General features: G+C 70.2%; 14 protein-coding genes and 2 pseudogenes. 6 read left to right on the forward strand and 10 right to left on the reverse strand.

What is annotated here, in order from left to right; all coding sequences use genetic code 11:
* Window positions 1-5: 5 nt before the first annotated feature.
* From ACWDO5_RS09940 to ACWDO5_RS09955, 4 genes are all read right to left on the reverse strand, one after another.
* Window positions 6-953 carry a class I SAM-dependent methyltransferase gene (locus tag ACWDO5_RS09940; protein ID WP_450529875.1) on the reverse strand — a complete coding sequence of 316 codons (948 nt, stop codon included), beginning with the start codon at window positions 951-953 and terminating at the stop codon, window positions 6-8.
* Window positions 954-1,076: 123 nt separating this feature from the next.
* Window positions 1,077-1,727 carry a hypothetical protein gene (locus ACWDO5_RS09945; RefSeq protein ID WP_450529829.1) on the reverse strand — a complete coding sequence of 217 codons (651 nt, stop codon included), beginning with the start codon at window positions 1,725-1,727 and terminating at the stop codon, window positions 1,077-1,079.
* Window positions 1,728-1,817: 90 nt separating this feature from the next.
* Window positions 1,818-4,244, reverse strand: a complete 2,427-nt coding sequence (locus ACWDO5_RS09950; RefSeq protein WP_450529830.1) for a dolichyl-phosphate beta-glucosyltransferase — start codon at window positions 4,242-4,244, stop codon at window positions 1,818-1,820.
* Window positions 4,241-4,930 (reverse strand): GntR family transcriptional regulator, encoded by a 690-nt coding sequence (locus tag ACWDO5_RS09955; protein ID WP_450529831.1) that lies wholly within the window; start codon window positions 4,928-4,930, stop codon window positions 4,241-4,243. The genes ACWDO5_RS09950 and ACWDO5_RS09955 overlap by 4 nt, the downstream gene beginning before the upstream one ends.
* Before the next feature lie 158 nt (window positions 4,931-5,088).
* Between ACWDO5_RS09955 and ACWDO5_RS09960 the strand changes: the two genes are divergently transcribed.
* Window positions 5,089-5,517 (forward strand): hypothetical protein, encoded by a 429-nt coding sequence (locus ACWDO5_RS09960; RefSeq protein WP_450529832.1) that lies wholly within the window; start codon window positions 5,089-5,091, stop codon window positions 5,515-5,517.
* On the opposite strand, the pseudogene ACWDO5_RS09965 reads toward ACWDO5_RS09960, so the two are convergent.
* Window positions 5,417-5,893, reverse strand: a pseudogene (locus ACWDO5_RS09965) (helix-turn-helix domain-containing protein); the annotation flags it as partial. The gene ACWDO5_RS09960 and the pseudogene ACWDO5_RS09965 overlap by 101 nt on opposite strands.
* 61 nt (window positions 5,894-5,954) lie before the next feature.
* Complete coding sequence (locus ACWDO5_RS09970) at window positions 5,955-7,310, reverse strand: aminotransferase class III-fold pyridoxal phosphate-dependent enzyme (protein WP_450529833.1); 1,356 nt, start codon at window positions 7,308-7,310, stop codon at window positions 5,955-5,957.
* A gap of 162 nt (window positions 7,311-7,472) precedes the next feature.
* On the opposite strand from ACWDO5_RS09970, the gene ACWDO5_RS09975 reads away from it, so the two are divergent.
* The gene (locus ACWDO5_RS09975) at window positions 7,473-8,069 is read left to right on the forward strand and encodes a type 1 glutamine amidotransferase family protein (RefSeq protein ID WP_450529834.1); all 597 of its coding nucleotides are present in this window, start codon (window positions 7,473-7,475) and stop codon (window positions 8,067-8,069) included.
* On the forward strand, window positions 8,066-8,539 hold the full coding sequence (locus tag ACWDO5_RS09980; protein ID WP_450529835.1) for a MarR family winged helix-turn-helix transcriptional regulator: 474 nt from the start codon (window positions 8,066-8,068) through the stop codon (window positions 8,537-8,539). The genes ACWDO5_RS09975 and ACWDO5_RS09980 overlap by 4 nt, the downstream gene beginning before the upstream one ends.
* Here ACWDO5_RS09980 and ACWDO5_RS09985 read toward each other — a convergent pair.
* A complete protein-coding gene (locus ACWDO5_RS09985) occupies window positions 8,499-8,933 on the reverse strand; it encodes a VOC family protein (RefSeq protein WP_450529876.1) in 435 nt (144 codons plus the stop codon). The genes ACWDO5_RS09980 and ACWDO5_RS09985 overlap by 41 nt on opposite strands.
* Before the next feature lie 79 nt (window positions 8,934-9,012).
* On the opposite strand from ACWDO5_RS09985, the gene ACWDO5_RS09990 reads away from it, so the two are divergent.
* Window positions 9,013-10,725, forward strand: a complete 1,713-nt coding sequence (locus ACWDO5_RS09990) for a serine/threonine-protein kinase (protein ID WP_450529836.1) — start codon at window positions 9,013-9,015, stop codon at window positions 10,723-10,725.
* 4 nt (window positions 10,726-10,729) lie between these two features.
* On the opposite strand, the gene ACWDO5_RS09995 is transcribed toward ACWDO5_RS09990, so the two are convergent.
* Together ACWDO5_RS09995 and ACWDO5_RS10000 are read right to left on the reverse strand one after the other, a co-directional pair.
* Window positions 10,730-12,061, reverse strand: a complete 1,332-nt coding sequence (locus ACWDO5_RS09995) for a S1 family peptidase (protein WP_450529837.1) — start codon at window positions 12,059-12,061, stop codon at window positions 10,730-10,732.
* Window positions 12,062-12,322: 261 nt separating this feature from the next.
* Complete coding sequence (locus ACWDO5_RS10000) at window positions 12,323-12,658, reverse strand: hypothetical protein (protein ID WP_450529838.1); 336 nt, start codon at window positions 12,656-12,658, stop codon at window positions 12,323-12,325.
* Between the two features lie 384 nt (window positions 12,659-13,042).
* Here ACWDO5_RS10000 and ACWDO5_RS10005 point away from each other — a divergent pair, with 384 nt between their 5' ends.
* Together ACWDO5_RS10005 and ACWDO5_RS10010 are read left to right on the forward strand one after the other, a co-directional pair.
* Window positions 13,043-14,569, forward strand: a complete 1,527-nt coding sequence (locus tag ACWDO5_RS10005; protein ID WP_450529839.1) for a substrate-binding domain-containing protein — start codon at window positions 13,043-13,045, stop codon at window positions 14,567-14,569.
* 56 nt (window positions 14,570-14,625) lie between these two features.
* Window positions 14,626-15,084, forward strand: a pseudogene (locus ACWDO5_RS10010) (SDR family NAD(P)-dependent oxidoreductase); the annotation flags it as partial.
* Window positions 15,085-15,136: 52 nt separating this feature from the next.
* On the opposite strand, the gene ACWDO5_RS10015 reads toward ACWDO5_RS10010, so the two are convergent.
* On the reverse strand, window positions 15,137-16,423 hold the full coding sequence (locus ACWDO5_RS10015) for an adenylosuccinate synthase (protein ID WP_450529840.1): 1,287 nt from the start codon (window positions 16,421-16,423) through the stop codon (window positions 15,137-15,139).
* Window positions 16,424-16,458: the final 35 nt, after the last annotated feature.

A 16,458-nucleotide genomic window follows, 5' to 3' on the forward strand; every position in this document is an offset into this window, starting at 1 on the left:
CTGTGTCAGGCGCCTCGGCGGGACCTGAGCGCTCGGGTGAGGATCGGGGGGAGCAGGTCCTTTGCCAGCCGGCGGGCGCGGGAGGGGCGAGGGCGAGCCGCAGCAGCGGGCGCCGGGGCGGGCTGTACGGGTGCCGGCTCGGGCTCCGGCTGCGGCTCGGGCTCCGGCTTGTGGCGGGACTTCGGGTGTGACGGTGACTCCGCCTTGTTGCCCTTGATGCGGATCAGCGGGCCGCCCGCCACCTCCTCCACCCCGTGCCACATGTCCGGACGCGTCTCGAGCCAGGTCAGCAGCGCCTCGCGCACCGGCTCCGGGTCGCCCCACGTGCCGTACAACTTCGTGCCGGTGATCACGATCGGCTTCAGGCCCGTCGTCGCCACCGCGCCCCACACCGCCGCCGAGACACCCGGGCAGTGCTCCGCGCGGAAGTCGTCGAAGGACACGATGCCCTCCGGCTGCAGCAGCGCCTTCGCCGCCTCGATGTCGCCGTGCACATGCTCGTACAGATGCGACGCGTCCACATGCACGAAGCGGCAGCTCCCCGCCCGGACCCGGGAGGTGATCACCGAGGTAGGGGCCTGCACCAGCGTGGGCAGCTCGTCGTGGAACGACAGATAGTTCGCCTCGAACGCGCGCCGCGTCAGCGTCGAGTACGACCGGTCCATCTCCGCGCTGTTGGAGTCGTCAGGCGCCTCGGAGTCCCATAGGTCGCAGACCGTGAACTCCTCACCGTCCCGCAGATACTGCCCCATGAAGATCGCGCTCTTGCCCAAATACGCGCCGAGCTCCAGCAGGTCTCCCCGGCCGTCCGGGTCCGTGTCCCCCTGATAGCTCAGGAACCAGTCGAAGAGCAGCTGGTCAGCGGGCCAGAACCAGCCCTTCACGTCCGCGAAACGCGCCGGCCCGGGAAGCGTTTCGTCCGCTGTCTCGTCCGCGCTTTCCCCCGCGATCATCGCCGCGGGGGACTGTGGTGCCGAGGTACTCGTCTGTGACATGCACCGGTCCTACCGGACTGAGATGTCACGCAGCTTAAGACCGCGCGTTCAGCAGATGTGCGGCGGATGTGCGGCTGCGCCTCAGCTGAAAATGATCATCGAGCCCTGGCCGAGGCTCCGCGTCGCGGCCGCATGCAGCCCCAGCCACACATGCCGCTCCCGCGCGAACGGGCTCTCGTCGTGCGGAATCGGCCCCGCCGGCTCCTCCAGCGAAGTCGGCCGGTCAGGCGGCTGCGGCGCCTGCGGCGGGTTCGCCGGGTCGATGCCGATCGACGGCGCGACAAACTCCAGTTCCCGCAGCAGACCCTGCGTGGAGCCCAACGGGCCGCCGCCCGCCAGCAGTTCGTCGTTGAACAGCGGCGAAGTGAAGTCCACCGGGACATACGCCCCCGCGTGGTCGTAGTGCCACACAAGATGCGACTGCTGCGCCGTCGACTCGAACATCTCCAGCAACTGCTCGTAGTCGCCGCCCAGTTCGTCCACCGGAGTCACCGCGAGCCCGCACAGCTGCAGCAGATACGCGCGCCGCAGGAAGTGCAGCGCGTCGTAGTCGAAGCCCGCGACCGGGGCCACATCGCCCGACAGGCCCGGCATATAGGCGAAGACGGGGACCGTCGGCAGACCGGCGTCGGTGAGTGCCTTGTCGTAGGACGCGATCTCTTCGGCGAAGGGGTTGTCGGGGCTGTGGCACAGCACATCGACGAGGGGGACCAACCACAGGTCACAGGCCAAGGGAGGGCTCGCTCTCCAAGGGATACGTACGCTTTCGTGCGATGGTCGGGACAGCGTAGTGCCCCAGGTACATTCAGCGAAGGGTGCCGGTCAGCCCTGAGCGCGCTTCGCCCCCACATCCCATACCCACACGCCGCCCACACGCTTGCCCGGCTGCCCGAGCAGTTTCTCCACCGTCGTATACAGGGCCGCGTCGTTGTACTGCGGCGCCAGCACCACCACGCCCGCCCGCCACGCCGCCAGGTCGCCGCGCGCCTGCGCCTGCCAGTTGGGGCCGATCACCGGGACCCGCCCGCTGTTGCGCACATCGTTGAAGAGGTTGGAGGTGTGCCGCGGCGTCGCGCCGTAGATGCCCATGCGGTCCGGGCCCCACGGCCCGTTGAAGTAGCCGCCGGCGACCGGGAAGCCGAGCCCGGTGGCCGACTGCCAGTGCAGGGCCTCCGCGCTGCCGGGGTAGGGCAGCGGCACCGTGACCACCGATTCGCCCTCTGAGAGATATGCGCTGTACATCCCTTCCGTGACGAACGCCGGGATCTGTGCACGCTCCCGCACCGGATACGGCGTCGGCAGCACAGGCACCAGTGCCGCGGCCACCGCCGCCAGACCCAGCGCCCGGTTCACCCGCCCCCGGGTGGCCAGCAGCCGGTCGACCGCCAGCGCGATCAGAACGCCCAGCACCGGCGCGCAGATCATCGCCACCCGCGACTCGATGACCGATTCGAACAGCGGCTGATGGGCCAGCGCCCGCCACGGGCCGGTGAGCACGATGTCGGTGTACGGGATGCGGAACTGGGGGCCGAGCGAGAGGAACGCCGCCGCCACCCCCGTAAAGGCAAGTGCCTTGACCAGCGCAACCCCCCACAGCCGCACCACGATCGCCGCCGCCAGCGCAACCAGCGGCCAGCCGTAGAAGGCGTTCTGCTCGGTGCGGTTGAACGCGAGCGGGTCCGCCCCCTCGTCCGATCCCATCAGCGAGCGGCCCGCGAACCGCAGGAAGGCGAGCGGGCTGTTGCCCATGTTGTCGCCGTGCAGCACGCTCGTATAGCTCTGCGGGCCGAAGAACTGCCAGCCCAGCGGGAAGGCGACCAGCGGCAGACAGACGCCCGCGGCGACGGCGAGCCCGCGCAGCAGCGGCCGCCAGGCCGCCCGCGCGACATCGCGGCGCGCGAGCGCGTACGAGAGCGCGAAGAGCAGCATGCCCATCGACGCGAGCAGCAGCGGCTCCTCGCCGAGGAAGATCTGATACGTCGTGAACAGGCCGAGGAGCACCCCGTCGCGTACGACATTGCGCCCCTCGCACAGCCGCAGCGCCCGGTCGACGATCAACGGGATCATGAACAGCACAAGGAAGTTGGGGTGCGCGTTGCCGTGCGAGATCATCGGCGGCGCGAAGGCGGCGAAGGCGCCGCCCAGCGCGGCCGCCCACCGGTTCCTCGTCAGCCGCCGGGCGATCAGCCAGTACCAGGCCGTCGCCGTCGCCGTCAGTCCCAGCGTGAGCACCAGCGCCCACGTGACGGTCGGGCCGAACAGCAGCGTGACGGGCGTGAGCGGGACGGAGAGCCCGAGCATGACGGTGTTCGCCATCAGATTCACGCCGTCGGGATACCCCTGCAAGGTCGTGAACAGGGGGTTCCGCAGATGCGCCACATTGTCGGCGGTGACCGCGAAGAACCACTCCCACTGGTTCTGGTCCGAGCCCGCGTCGGCGAGATAGCCGCGATCGAGGTCTGTCCACACCCCTTTGTAGAGCAGTAGGGAAGCGAGCAGGAAGAGGCCGGTGACGGCGAGATCGACGGGGCGTACGGCACGTGCCCGCAGCCTGACGAGTTCCAGCAGCACCTTGCCGTAGTCCAGTGGTCTGACCTTGGAGCCCGCCTGGTGCGACCAGCGCACCGGGACCTGAGTGACCGGCCAGCCCTCGCGCCGGAAGAACCGCAGTATCTCGACGTCGATCCCCCACCCGTCGAGCCGCGAGTCCGCGAAGGCGGCGCGCGCCTTTTCGCCGTCGAAGAGCTTGAAGCCGCACTGGGTGTCGTAAATGCCGGGCACCGCGACGGCGCGTATGAGGCGGTTGCCCATCCGGCCGAGCCATTCGCGCGAACGCCGCTGGTGCACCTCGATACGGGAGTCGGGGTGCGCGCGCGAGCCGATCGCCGCCGCGCTGTCCTCCGCGGCGAGCTGCTTGTCGAGGCGGTCGAGCTCCTCGATGGGCGTCGCGAGGTCGGCGTCGGTGATCAGGACGAGCCGGCCGTACGAGGCGAGGACGCCCAGGCGCAGTGCGCTGCCCTTGCCGTGGTTGCCGTCGCCGGACAGGACCTGGATGCGCGGCTCCCCGGACGCGGCCTCCTTGGCGATCTTGGCGGTGCCGTCGGTGGAGCCGTCGTCGACGACGATCAGCTCCCAGTCGCCCCAGCGGCCCGGCTCACCGCGCAGATGCGCGCAGATGGCGTCAAGGGTGGGGCCCAGCCGCTCTTCCTCGTTGTACGCCGGGACGACGACGCTCAGATCCACCCTCACCGCTCCAGCCGATCCGCCCAGGCGAGCGCATGGTCGTTGTACGAGTCGATGAGCACGCGCGCCGTGTCGGCATCGCCGAGCGCGACGGCGTTCACCAGGTCCTCGTGGCCGCTCCACAGCCACTCCCGCAGTTCCGCGTCGGCGCGCAGACAGGGGACGGCGAACACCCAGGCCTGGACGTGCAGCCGGAGCAGGAAGTCGCATATGTAGCGGTTGGCGACGACCACGCCGAGCTCACGCCAGAAGCGCAGGTCGTAGCCGATGAGAACGTCCAGGTCCCCACCGCGGGCCGCGCGGGCGGCCTCCTCGGCCCGGCGGCGTACGGACACGAGTGCCTTGCCGCGAACGCCGGAGCCGCGCTTGGGGCCGCGCTTGGAGATGTGGCGGAAAACACCGTCCACGATCAGGGAGCGGGCCTCGATCATGCCGCGGTAGTCCTCGACCGTGAACTGGTGCACCTTGAAACCCCGGTGCTCGTCGGAGTCGAGCAGCCCCTGGGCGGAGAGGTCGACGAGGGCTTCCCGGACGGGCGTCGCGGAAACGCCGTACTGCTCGGCGATCTGCTTGACGGTGAATTCCTGTCCGGGCTGCAGACGCCCCGCCAGAACCTCGTCACGCAGCGCGTCCGCGATCTGTCGCCGCAGGGTGTTGCGGGTGACAGCGGTACTGCTGTCGGTACCACGCATCGTGGCCTTCTCCTTCGCCGTGGGTCCCGGACACGATAGGCCAGAGGTTACGAACCGGGTGCGGGGCATACGGATTGGGCGGCGCGGGCGCGGGTGCGGCCGCCTTCAGGGCGGCGACAGCCGCGGCGACCTGGTCGGTGGCCGCTACTGTGGCGGACATGGCTCATGTCTTCGAGCCGGCCACCGGCGACGGCGAGGTTGTGCGCGATCGCGACCGGGCCGCGGAGGTGCGGACCGCGTTCGACGGCATGCTCCAGATCCGCCGCGTCACCGGCACTGCCCCCGCCACCTGGGAGCTCAACCAGATGGTGCGCGCGGTCGCCCTGACCCTGGAGGCCGCGGGCATCCCGCCTTCAGTCCTGGACGCCTCGGGCGCCCGGACGGCGACGGGGTATCGCGTACGCGCCTGTGACCGCCCGCACATGGTCTGCGTGGACTGGCTGGGCCCGCCGGGCAGCGGTGCGCCCCAGGAGGAGGCGACGAAGCTCACGGAGTGCGCCTCCAAGTTGACGGACCTGGGCTGGGAGGCACTGCTGTACCGCGGCCCCCGCCACCGCCGCTTCCTGGAGGTGGAACCGGCACGTTGACGAGGGCCGCGGTCGCGGTCGCGCGGAACGTCTGACGGTACGCCATCGGCGACACCCCGGTCGTCGCCGCCATGTGCTGCCGCAGCGACGCCGCCGTCCCGAACCCCGCCTCCCCCGCCACCCGGTCCACCGGCCAGTCCGTTGTCTCCACCAGCCTGCGCGCATGCTCGACGCGCTGCTGCGCCAGCCACTGGCCGGGCGTCATCCCCACCTCCTCCCGGAACCGCCGCGAGAACGTCCGCACGCTCATCCGCGCATGCCCGGCCAACTCCCCGAGCGTGAGCGGCCGTCCGAGCGCACAGGCGCGGGTCGCCGCCGTGGTCGCCGCCGAGGGCTCCGGCACCGGGCGGCCGGCGCGACGGCCGTCCCGGCCGGGACGGCCGATGCCGGCACCGGGGTCCGTGCGGGGCCCCGGTGCCGGCAGCGGTTCGTACGGCTCAGGCGGTGTGCTCGTCGGCGACCGACAGCGCCACGTCCAGCGCCGCCAGGCCCTCTTTCACCTCCGCCTCGGTGACATTGCACGGCGGGACCGCGTGCGTACGGTTCATGTTGACGAAGGGCCACAGGCCGTTCTTCTTGCACTCGGCGGCGAACGCGGCCATGGGGGCGTTCGCCGCGCCCGTCGCGTTGTACGGCACCAGCGGCTCGCGCGTCTCCCGGTCCTTGACCAGGTCCAGCGCCCAGAACACGCCCGTGCCGCGCACCTCGCCGACGCTCGGGTGCCGCTCGGCGAGGTCCCGCAGGCCTGGGCCGAGGACCGTCTCACCGATGTGGGCCGCGTGCTCGACGACCTTCTCCTTTGCCATCACGTTGATCGTGGCGACGGCGGCGGCACAGGCGAGGGGGTGGCCGGAATAGGTGAGTCCGCCCGGGTAGGGGCGGGTCTCGAAGGTCTCCGCGATCTTCTGGCTGATCGCGACGCCGCCGAGGGGTACGTAACCGGAGTTGACGCCCTTGGCGAAGGTCAGAAGGTCGGGCGTCACATCGAAGTGGTCGGCGGCGAACCACTTGCCGGTACGCCCGAAGCCCGCCATGACCTCATCGAGCACGAAGACAATCCCGTAGCGGTCGCAGATCTCGCGTACGCCCGCGAGGTAGCCGGGCGGCGGTGTCATGATCCCGGCGGTCCCGGGGATCGTCTCCAGGATGATCGCGGCGATGGTCGCCGGACCCTCGAAGGCGATGGTGTCCTCCAGGTGCTGGAGCGCGCGGGCGCACTCCTCGGCCTCGGTCGTCGCGTAGAACGGCGAGCGGTAGAGGAACGGCCCCCAGAAGTGCACGACGCCGGAGGTGCCGTTGTCGGAGGCCCAGCGGCGCGGGTCGCCGGTGATGTTGACGGTGGTGGCGGTGCCGCCGTGGTACGAGCGGTAGGTGCTCAGGACCTTCGGACGGCCCGTGTGCAGGCGAGCCATCCGGATGGCGTGCTCGACGGCCTCGGCGCCGGCATTGGTGAAGAAAATCTTGTCCAGGTCGCCGGGGGTGCGCTCGGCGATGAGGCGTGCGGCCTCGGAACGCGCCTCGACGGCGAACGCGGGCGCGAAGGTGGCGAGCTTGCCGGCCTGCTCCTGGATGGCGGCGACGACCTTGGGGTGCTGGTAGCCGATGTTGGTGTAGACGAGGCCGCTGGTGAAGTCGAGGTAGCGGTTCCCGTCGTAGTCCCAGAAGTACGAGCCCTCGGCACCGGCGACGGCGAGCGGGTCGATCAGGCCCTGGGCGGACCAGGAATGAAATACATGTGCACGGTCTGCGGCCTTCACGGCAGCGCCGGCCCGGGGGTCGGGATGAGGGGTCATGAACCTCAGAGTAAAGACGCGCAGGTGGGGGCGGACATGGCCACGGTGTATGGCCTCGGCCACTTTGCTGGGCAGGTTGTCGGGTAGGGGAGCCCACCCGGGGGGATTTTGACAGCATGCTGTCGACATGACAGACTACTGTCATCCAGCCAGGAGGCCACCATGAACCGCACCGTTCATCTCGCCGTCTACAACACCTACGCCGACTGGGAGACCGGCCACACCACCGCCCACCTCACCCAGAACGGCTTCGCCGTCAAGACCGTCGGCCCCACCACCGGCCCTGTCACCACCATGGGCGGCATCCGTATCCAGCCCGACCTCGCGCTCACCAACATCCGCCCCGAGGACAGCGCCCTCCTCATCCTCACCGGCGCGCACCTCTGGGACACCGGGGACGACCTCGCCCCCTTCGCCGGCAAGGCGCGCGAGTTCCTCGATGCCGGGGTGCCCGTCGCCGCCATCTGCGGGGCCACCGCCGGGCTCGCCCGCGAGGGGCTGCTCGATGACCGCGAGCACACCAGCGCCGTCTCCTTCTACCTCGACGCCACCGGCTACAAGGGCGGGGAGCACTACCGCGACACGGACGCCGTCACCGACCGCGACCTGATCACCGCCGGCCCCACCGAGCCCGTCGCCTTCGCGCGCGAGGTCTTCGCGCGGCTCGGTGTGTACGAGGGCGAGAAGCTGGATGCCTGGTACCGGCTCTTCCACGACTCGGACCCCACCGCCTTCGAGATCCTCAACTCGGACTCATGAGCCGCGAACAGCAGGACCTGCTCAGCCGGACAGCCCTCGGCGTCTTCCGGCTGAACGGCCAACTCCTCTCCGTCTCCGAGGAGTTGGCCAAACCGGCAGGGCTGACCGCCGCCTGGTGGCAGGTCCTCGGCGCCGTACTGCGCGAGCCCCGGACCGTCGCCGGGATCGCCCGCGACATGGGCATCACCCGCCAGAGCGTCCAGCGCATCGCGGACCTCCTCGTCGAGCGGGGCCTCGCCGCGTACGAACCCAACCCGGCCCACCGCCGCGCCAAGCTGCTCCGCCCCACCGACGAGGGCCGCACCGCCATCGCGAAGATCGACCCGGGTCACGCGGACCTGGCGGCCCGCCTCGCCGAAGCCCTCGGCGAGGACCAGTTCGCCCAGACGGCAAAGGTCCTGGAGCAGCTGTCCAAGGCGCTGGACAGCATCAGCGGCCAGGAGCCCCCGGAAAGAAGTCCACGCTCGTGACGTAGTCCATCGCCTCGGTGAACACCGGGTCCCCGAGCCGCCGTTCCATCTCCTCCTCGCTCACATCCTCGATGTGCGTCTGGATCCAGTACAGGTTCCCGAACGGGTCCCGCACCCGCCCCACCCGGTCCCCGAAGAACAGATGCGTCACCTCCGTGACCGACTGGCCACCCGCCTCCACCGCCCGCCGGTGGACCGCGTCCGCGTCCTCGACGTACAGCCGCAGGAACGCCGGTGTCGGTGGCCAGTCGGCGCCCGGCGCGTCGAAGGGCATGACGACGGCGTCCCCGATCCGTATTTCCGCATGCCCGATCCGGCCGTCCTCGCCGGTCATCCGCGCCGGCTCGACCGCCCCGAACGCGGCCTTCAGATAGTCGCGGCTACCAGGTCGGATCCTGACCTATAAGGCCCAACTGGTCGCGCACTATCCTCGGTCCGTCGAACAGAAGCGGTACGGGGGAAGGCGCGCGACGATGGAGCAGTTGGCACCAGGGGATCCACAGCGCATCGGCGAGTACCGCCTGCTGGCCCGCCTCGGCGCGGGCGGCATGGGCCAGGTCTTCCTCGCCCGTTCCGACCGCGGCCGCACGGTCGCCGTCAAGCTCGTACGCCAGGAACTCGCCGAGCAGGAGGAGTTCCGCAGCCGCTTCCGCCAGGAGGTACGCGCCGCGCTGCGGGTCGGCGGCGAGTGGACCGCCCCCGTCCTCGACGCCGACACCGAGGCCCCGATCCCCTGGGTCGCCACCGGCTACATCGCCGGGCCCACCCTGCACACCGTCGTCTCCGGCGACCACGGCCCGCTCCCCGAGCGCTCGGTCCGCGTCCTCGCCTCCGGCCTCGCGCACGCGCTGCGGAACATCCACGCGGCCGACCTCATCCACCGCGACCTCAAGCCGTCCAACATCCTGATCACCATCGACGGCCCCCGCGTCATCGACTTCGGCATCGCACGCGCCCTGGAAACGGTCACCGACGGTGGCCTGACCCGCACCGGCGCGCTCGTCGGCTCCCCCGGCTTCATGGCCCCCGAGCAGGTACGCGGCGACCGTGTGAGGGCCGCGTGCGACATCTTCTGCCTCGGCTCGGTCCTCGCGTACGCGGCGACCGGCCGGCTCCCCTTCGGCTCGGCGGACAGCGGCGTGCACGCGCTGATGTTCCGCATCGCGCAGGAGGAGCCGGACCTGGCGGATCTCCCCGAGGGCCTGCTGGAGCTCGTACGGGACTGCCTCAACAAGGATCCCGAGGCCCGCCCGACGATCGAGCAGATCCTGGAACGCACGGCCTCCGACGCGGACCCCGAGCCCTGGCTGCCGAGCGCGCTGATCGCCCAACTCGGCCGCCACGCGGTCCAGTTGCTGGAGGTGGAACAGCCCCCCGCGGCACCGGTGCAGCAGCCGCCGACGATGACCGCGATGAACGTGGACACCCCGAAGCCACCCGTGCGAATGCCCACACCCCCACCGCCCCCGCCCCCGGCGTACAGCCACAACAACTACAGCTCCCCACTGCAGCCCGGTCACGGCTCCCCCCAGCAGCCCGGTTACGGCTACCCCCAACAGCAGGGTCCCGCCCCCCACTTCCCCCCTCCCGCGGCGCCCGGTCCCACCGCCCCCCATTTCCCCACACCCCACGCGCCCGCGCCCCCACGCCGCCGCGGCGGCACCATCGCCCTCGTCGCCGTCGCCCTGCTCGTCGCGGTCGCGGCAGGCACCTCGGTCTACGCGTTCTTGGGCGACACCGGTAGGAAGAAGGTCGCTGACGACCCCAAACCTGGACCGACGACCTCGGCACCGGTCACCTCGGCTCCACCCGGCCCGAGTACGTCCTCCTCCCCGCCCCCGCCCCAGGACGGCGGCGTCCCGCAGGAGTACGTCGGCACCTGGCGGGGCTCCTTCGAGACCGCCGACGGCACCAACACCCGCGTCATGACGATCACCCAGGGCGCGGCGGGCGAGACGGTCATGACCCTGTCGGGCACCGGACCGAACTACGACTGCCGTTGGTCGGCCACCCTCCGCGCCCCGGGCCCGCCCCTCGAACTCGGCCCGACCCAGGTCACGTTCGGTGACCCGAAGCAGTGCTCACCGGGCCAGTGGAGCCGCCTGGACATGCCCGACGACACCACGATCGTCCGCGAACTGGTGGGCTCGGGCGGCGAGCCGATCACGTACACGAAGCAGGGCTGAGACTTCAGCCCCAGCTCGCGCTGTAGAAGCTCCGGAAGTTCCTCCGCTCCTGGGCCGACAGAATCCAGCGGGCGGCCACCAGTCCGACCAGACTCGCGCCCATGACGACCAGCCCCGGACCGAGACTTCCGAAGTCCGTGATTCCGGTGACCCTCCTCGATCCGCCTGCCGCCCCCGGGGATCCGGGCCACCCCGGCGGGACGGCTCCGGCGCCCGCCGATGGGGCGGGGTCGGCCGGGCCGCCCCCGCCATCACTGCCACCGGAGGCAGGAGCGCCGACCGCCAGGCTCACCCCGAGGGCCTGAAGCGCCTTGGTCGCCGGCTGGAAGAACGTCGTACCCCCTGTGGTGCAGTCCCCGTTGCCGCCCGAGGTCACGCCGAGCGCCAGACCCTCCGCGAACAGCGGGCCCCCGCTGTCTCCTCGCTCGGCGCAGACCGTGGTCTCGATCAGGCCGGTCACCGTGCCCTCGGGGTAGTTCACCGTCGCGTTCAACGCGGTCACCTCTCCGGAGCGGAACCCCGTGGTGCTGCCGCTGCGGAAGACGCGCTGACCGACGACGGGATCGGCCGCGCCGGTGATCCGCGCCCCCCGGCCGCCGCCGATGCTCACGATGTTGGTTCCGTCGAGCGGGTCACCGCTCTCGTATCGCACGAGGGAGAAGTCGCCGCCCGGGAAGGTGCCTTCCGTCGTGGTGCCGACCAACTGGCCGCCCTCGCTGTCCTGGAACCACGTGGTGCCGACGGGGCCGCAGTGCCCGGCCGTGAGTATGAAGGTGTTCTGGCCGTCGGTCACGTCGAAGCCTGCGGAGCAGCGGCCGGCACCGGAGAAGACCGGAACGCCGCCATTCACCCTGGTGGTGAAGGCGCCGGCGGTCCTTTCCATGCGGACGGAGCCGCCGATCCCCTCGGCGACGTCGGACAGGCGCGACCAGTCGTCGGCGGAGACGGTGCTGTCTGCGCGCACCATGACCCTGTTGGACGCGTAGTCCACCGCCCAGGCGGTACCGGCCACCCGAGGCGCCGCACGCAGCGCCTCGGTGGCCGAGCGGAGCCGGTGCAGGCTGTAGCGCACGACTTCGGCGTGTGCCCCCGCCTGCCGAACCTCGTCCGCCGCGTCCGCGTCGGTCACTGCGACGACCGGGCGCCCGTCGGCCCCCGTCCAGCTCCCTGCGGTACGGGAGGCGCCGAGCCGCGAGACCAGACTCGCGACCGGATCGGCGGACGGGGCCGACGGTTCGCTCGCCATGGCGTTCGAGACCATCAGCCCGCCGCAGACCAGTCCGCCGACGGCCGCCAGCCGCGCGATCCGCTGGAGTTTGCGTCGTGCGTGCCTCATACGCGGCCCCAAGGTCGTACCGACATGGCGTCACAAGCCCGTGGGCCCCTGAAACCAGGGGCCCCCACACCTCAGTACGTGCCGCCCCGCCGTCCCGTTCAGAGCCTCATCGCATACACGTAGCGCGAGTTGACTGGCGTCCGGTTCCTCTCCGGTGGAGTCGCACCGGGATCCTGTTCATTCTTCGCGTACTCCCCGAGTCTCCAGATGACCCGTGAGCCCCGGTAGTTCGCCTGGTAGCTGAGATCCTCCCGGTTGGCCTCAACCCAGCAGCGCGGCAGCGGCGTTACGCAGGATCAGCGGGTGCACGAACCGGTCCGCCGTGGTCGGCAAAAAGCGCCAGGACAGCGGCCAGGTGCGGCCGCGGAGGGCGGGCACGGGGATGTAACTCGCGTGTGCTGGGCCTGAGTTGAACCGGGTGATGCCACGCGGCCAGGGCCGGTGGGAGGTGGTTCCTGCCGGCAGGAGGAAGTAGACCGACCGCCGCCCGTACGCCTCGATGACGACGGGCCCGGGATCACCGCCGGTCAGCAGCTCCAGGAGGTCGGCGAGAGGACGGCCATCCTCGTCGTCGACGCGGACGGCGTCGAATTGCACGCCCGCCTTACGGCTTCTTGAGCTCTTCCTTGGTGGGCGTGGCTCCGGCCAGCTCTGCGATGAGATCGCGCATCGTCATGCCTGTAGCGCCACGCGCCGTGATCAAAGCAAGTGCCAATTGCCTATGCCCAAGCCGCAGTTCGAATTACCCGAGCCCAGAAACGCTCCCGTCGACCGTCATTTGCCGAAAATGGGGTCGAATCCACGGGCAAACGACTCCCGCCCACCCCGTCAGGAGTTCACCCTCCAGGGTTACTTGAGGCCGCAGGCCCGGCGCCTCTGAACGACCGGCGAACATCCGGCGTCAGGACGCCAACTCCCCATCCCCGCCGCCCCCCTTCCCATACGGTTGCCGCCCGCGACGGAGTGCGAGGAGAAGAACCCGTGGAGTGGCTCAGTGCCGAGAATGTCGTAGCCGTCCTCACCGCCGTACTCGGCATCCTCGCCTCCGGGGCGGTGCTCTGGTACGAACGCCGGGTGCCGCGGCGCAAGCGCATCGGCTACCGGGTGCAGCTGGACACCCCGATCGGCAGCAACGTACGCAGCGGGCGGCCCAACTTCCGGCTCGGGCTGTTCAACGAGACGCCAGAGATGTCCGACGCCACCCTCGTACTGCTGCGCATCGAGAACGACGGCTCACAGAGCATCGCCGACAACGACTACACCGGGCGCGAAGTCCACGGCCTGACCGCCGAGTTCACCGAACGCACCATCCGCGCCATCGCCGTCACACAGCCGCTCGGCTCCGAGCATCTGATGGACCACTTCACGCCCGCCGCGGGCATGCGGCACAGCGGCAGCACGATCTATCTGCCACGCGTGCCGCTCAACCACGGGCAGCACTTCAAGCTGCTGGTGCTGCTCACCGGCGCGGGCGTCGGCAGCGAGATCACGGTCAGCGGCGGCATCCGGGACGGCGCGGTGATGCCGAACCGTTCCATCACGCCCGACGACAAGCCGCCGCTGTTCAGCCGGGCAGCCCGCTGGATCACCGTGCTGCTGACCGTCTGCGTGGTCACGCTCGCCACGATCATCGTGGTCCGGGACGACACCCGGCCGCCGATCGGCTGCGCCAAAGGCACGCTGACGCTGACCGGCTCGACCGCCTTCGCACCCGTCGTGAAGGAGCTGGCGAAGAAGTACGAGAAGGACTGCGTAGGGTCCACCGTCGTCGTCGACGCACACGGCAGCACCGCCGGAATAAGAGCGCTCGCGGCGGCCGGCGCACAGGCCAAGAACGGCTCTCCCGCACTGATCGCCCTCGCCGACGGGCCGAAGCCCGGCGGCTATCCGCAGCTGCGGGAGGAGCGCGTCGCCGTCTCCCTCTTCTCGCTCGTCGTCAACGACAAGGTGCCGGTGCGGAATCTGTCGACCGACGAGATCCGCAGGCTCTACCGGGGCGAGATCAACAACTGGAACCAGCTGAACGGGCCCGATATGCCCGTGCTGCTGGTCAGCAGGGACGCCAACTCCGGTACCCGCGAGGTGTTCCAGCGCCGGGTGCTGATGCGGAACGAGCCCGCGAACTCCTCACGCGACTGCGAGAACAAGGATGACGGCGAGGCCAAGGTCGTACGCTGCGAGCTCGACAGCACGGAACAGGTTCTGAACACCGTGGCCCGGCTGCCGGGAGCGATCGGCTACAGCGAACTGCGGGCCGGGACCGGGCTCAAGGGGCTGCACCGGCTGAACATCGACGGGGAGCCGCCGTCCGTGGACGACATCGGCGAGAGCGCGTACCCGTACCGGGAGATCGAGTACGCGTACACCTACGGCCAACCGCCCGCCGACTCGCTCGCCTCCAGCTTCCTCGGCTATATGAGCCGGGGGAACGGGCAGGACGTCATCCGCACGCACGGCCATCTGCCGTGCGCGACGCCGAAGGGGCTGCGGATCTGCGGCGAGGGCTGAGCGGGGGCTTTCGGGGCTCCGCCCCCGGACCCGCGCGTCACCTGCACGATCACGAACGCGCTCGCCGCTCCGGGGCGATCGTGCAGCTGAGCAGCATGGGCGGCCGGCTCTCCTTCGCCGGGTTCTCGGCGTACAGCGCCACCAAGTTCGCGCTGGAGGGCATGTCGGAGGCACTCGCCGACGAGGTGGGGCGCCTCGGCATCAAGGTGCTGATCGTCGAGCCGGGGGCCTTTTGCACCAGCCTGTTCGGCAACAGGAGCACCAGCGAAGCGATCACCGAGACGGCGGACTACGCGGAGACGGTCGGGGCGACCCGGCGGATCGTCGAGAGCGGGAACGGTACGCAGCCGGGCGACCCGGCGAAGGCCGCGGCCGCGATCCTCGCCGCCCTGGACGCGGAGGAGACGCCGCTGCGGCTGGCGCTGGGTGACGACGCGATCGACGCGATCCTGGGCCACCTCGACAGCGTGCGCGCGGATGTCAACGCGTGGGAGAAGCACACGCGCCTGGCGTGAGACGCGTGAGCGCCCCCGGGGACTCGTCCCTGGGGGCGCTCACGCGTGTGTTTTACGAGAGGAACGAGTTGATCTCGATCGTCTCGGTGCGCCCCGGGCCGACCCCGATCGCCGAGATCGGCGCGCCCGACATCTCCTCCAGCGCCTTCACATAGTCCTGCGCGTTCTTCGGCAGGTCCGCGAAGGTCTTCGCCTTGGTGATGTCCTCGGACCAGCCCGGCAGGTACTCGTACACCGGCTTCGCGTGGTGGAAGTCGGTCTGGGAGTACGGGAGCTCCTCGACACGCCGGCCGTCGATCTCGTACGCGACACACACCGGGATCTGCTCCCAGCCGGTCAGCACGTCCAGCTTGGTGAGGAAGAAGTCGGTGAGGCCGTTGACCCGGGTCGCGTACCGCGCGATGACCGCGTCGAACCAGCCGCAGCGGCGGTCGCGGCCGGTGGTCACGCCCCGCTCGCCGCCGATGCGGCGCAGCGCCTCGCCGTCCTCGTCGAAGAGCTCCGTCGGGAACGGGCCCGCGCCGACACGGGTCGTGTACGCCTTGAGGATGCCGATGACCCGGCTGATCTTCGTCGGACCCACGCCGGATCCGGTGCAGGCGCCGCCCGCGGTCGGGTTCGACGAGGTGACGAAGGGATACGTGCCGTGGTCGACGTCGAGCAGCGTGCCCTGGCCGCCCTCGAAGAGGACGACCTTGCCCTCGTCGATCGCGTTGTTCAGGATCAACGTGGTGTCGGCGACGTACGGCTTGATCTGCTCCGCGTACTGGAGCATCTCTTCGACGATCTTGCCGGCCTCGATGGCGCGACGGTTGTAGACCTTGGCGAGGAGCTGGTTCTTGGACTCCAGCGCCGCCTCGACCTTCTGCTCCAGAATCGACTCGTCGTACAGGTCCTGGACGCGGATGCCGACGCGGTTGATCTTGTCGGCGTATGTCGGGCCGATGCCGCGGCCGGTCGTGCCGATCTTCCGCTTGCCGAGGAACCGTTCCGTCACCTTGTCGAGGGTGACGTTGTACGGAGTGATCAAGTGCGCGTTACCGCTGATCAGCAGCTTGGATGTGTCGACGCCCCGGTCGTTCAGCCCGCTCAGCTCGGAGAGCAGAACCGCAGGATCCACGACGACGCCGTTGCCGATCACCGGGGTACATCCCGGCGAGAGGATTCCGGAAGGGAGGAGATGCAGCGCATACTTCTGATCGCCCACGACGACCGTGTGGCCGGCATTGTTGCCGCCCTGATAGCGCACTACATAATCCACAGATCCACCGAGCAGGTCGGTGGCCTTTCCCTTGCCCTCGTCACCCCACTGAGCACCGAGCAGCACAAGTGCGGGCACAGGCGTACACCCCTTCCGGGCGGGGCAAGACCAAG

Source organism: Streptomyces sp. NPDC000880 (genome assembly GCF_053599675.1).

What these genes read in the sequence shown, in the direction of transcription:
- ACWDO5_RS09990 (WP_450529836.1), top strand. Translation starts at nt 9,013, where the DNA reads ATGGAGCAGTTGGCACCAGGGGATCCACAGCGCATCGGCGAGTACCGC.
- ACWDO5_RS09975 (WP_450529834.1), top strand. Translation starts at nt 7,473, where the DNA reads ATGAACCGCACCGTTCATCTCGCCGTCTACAACACCTACGCCGACTGG.
- ACWDO5_RS09995 (WP_450529837.1), bottom strand. Translation starts at nt 12,061, where the DNA reads ATGAGGCACGCACGACGCAAACTCCAGCGGATCGCGCGGCTGGCGGCC.
- ACWDO5_RS09955 (WP_450529831.1), bottom strand. Translation starts at nt 4,930, where the DNA reads ATGCGTGGTACCGACAGCAGTACCGCTGTCACCCGCAACACCCTGCGG.
- ACWDO5_RS09980 (WP_450529835.1), top strand. Translation starts at nt 8,066, where the DNA reads ATGAGCCGCGAACAGCAGGACCTGCTCAGCCGGACAGCCCTCGGCGTC.
- ACWDO5_RS09970 (WP_450529833.1), bottom strand. Translation starts at nt 7,310, where the DNA reads ATGACCCCTCATCCCGACCCCCGGGCCGGCGCTGCCGTGAAGGCCGCA.
- ACWDO5_RS09960 (WP_450529832.1), top strand. Translation starts at nt 5,089, where the DNA reads ATGGCTCATGTCTTCGAGCCGGCCACCGGCGACGGCGAGGTTGTGCGC.
- ACWDO5_RS09940 (WP_450529875.1), bottom strand. Translation starts at nt 953, where the DNA reads ATGATCGCGGGGGAAAGCGCGGACGAGACAGCGGACGAAACGCTTCCC.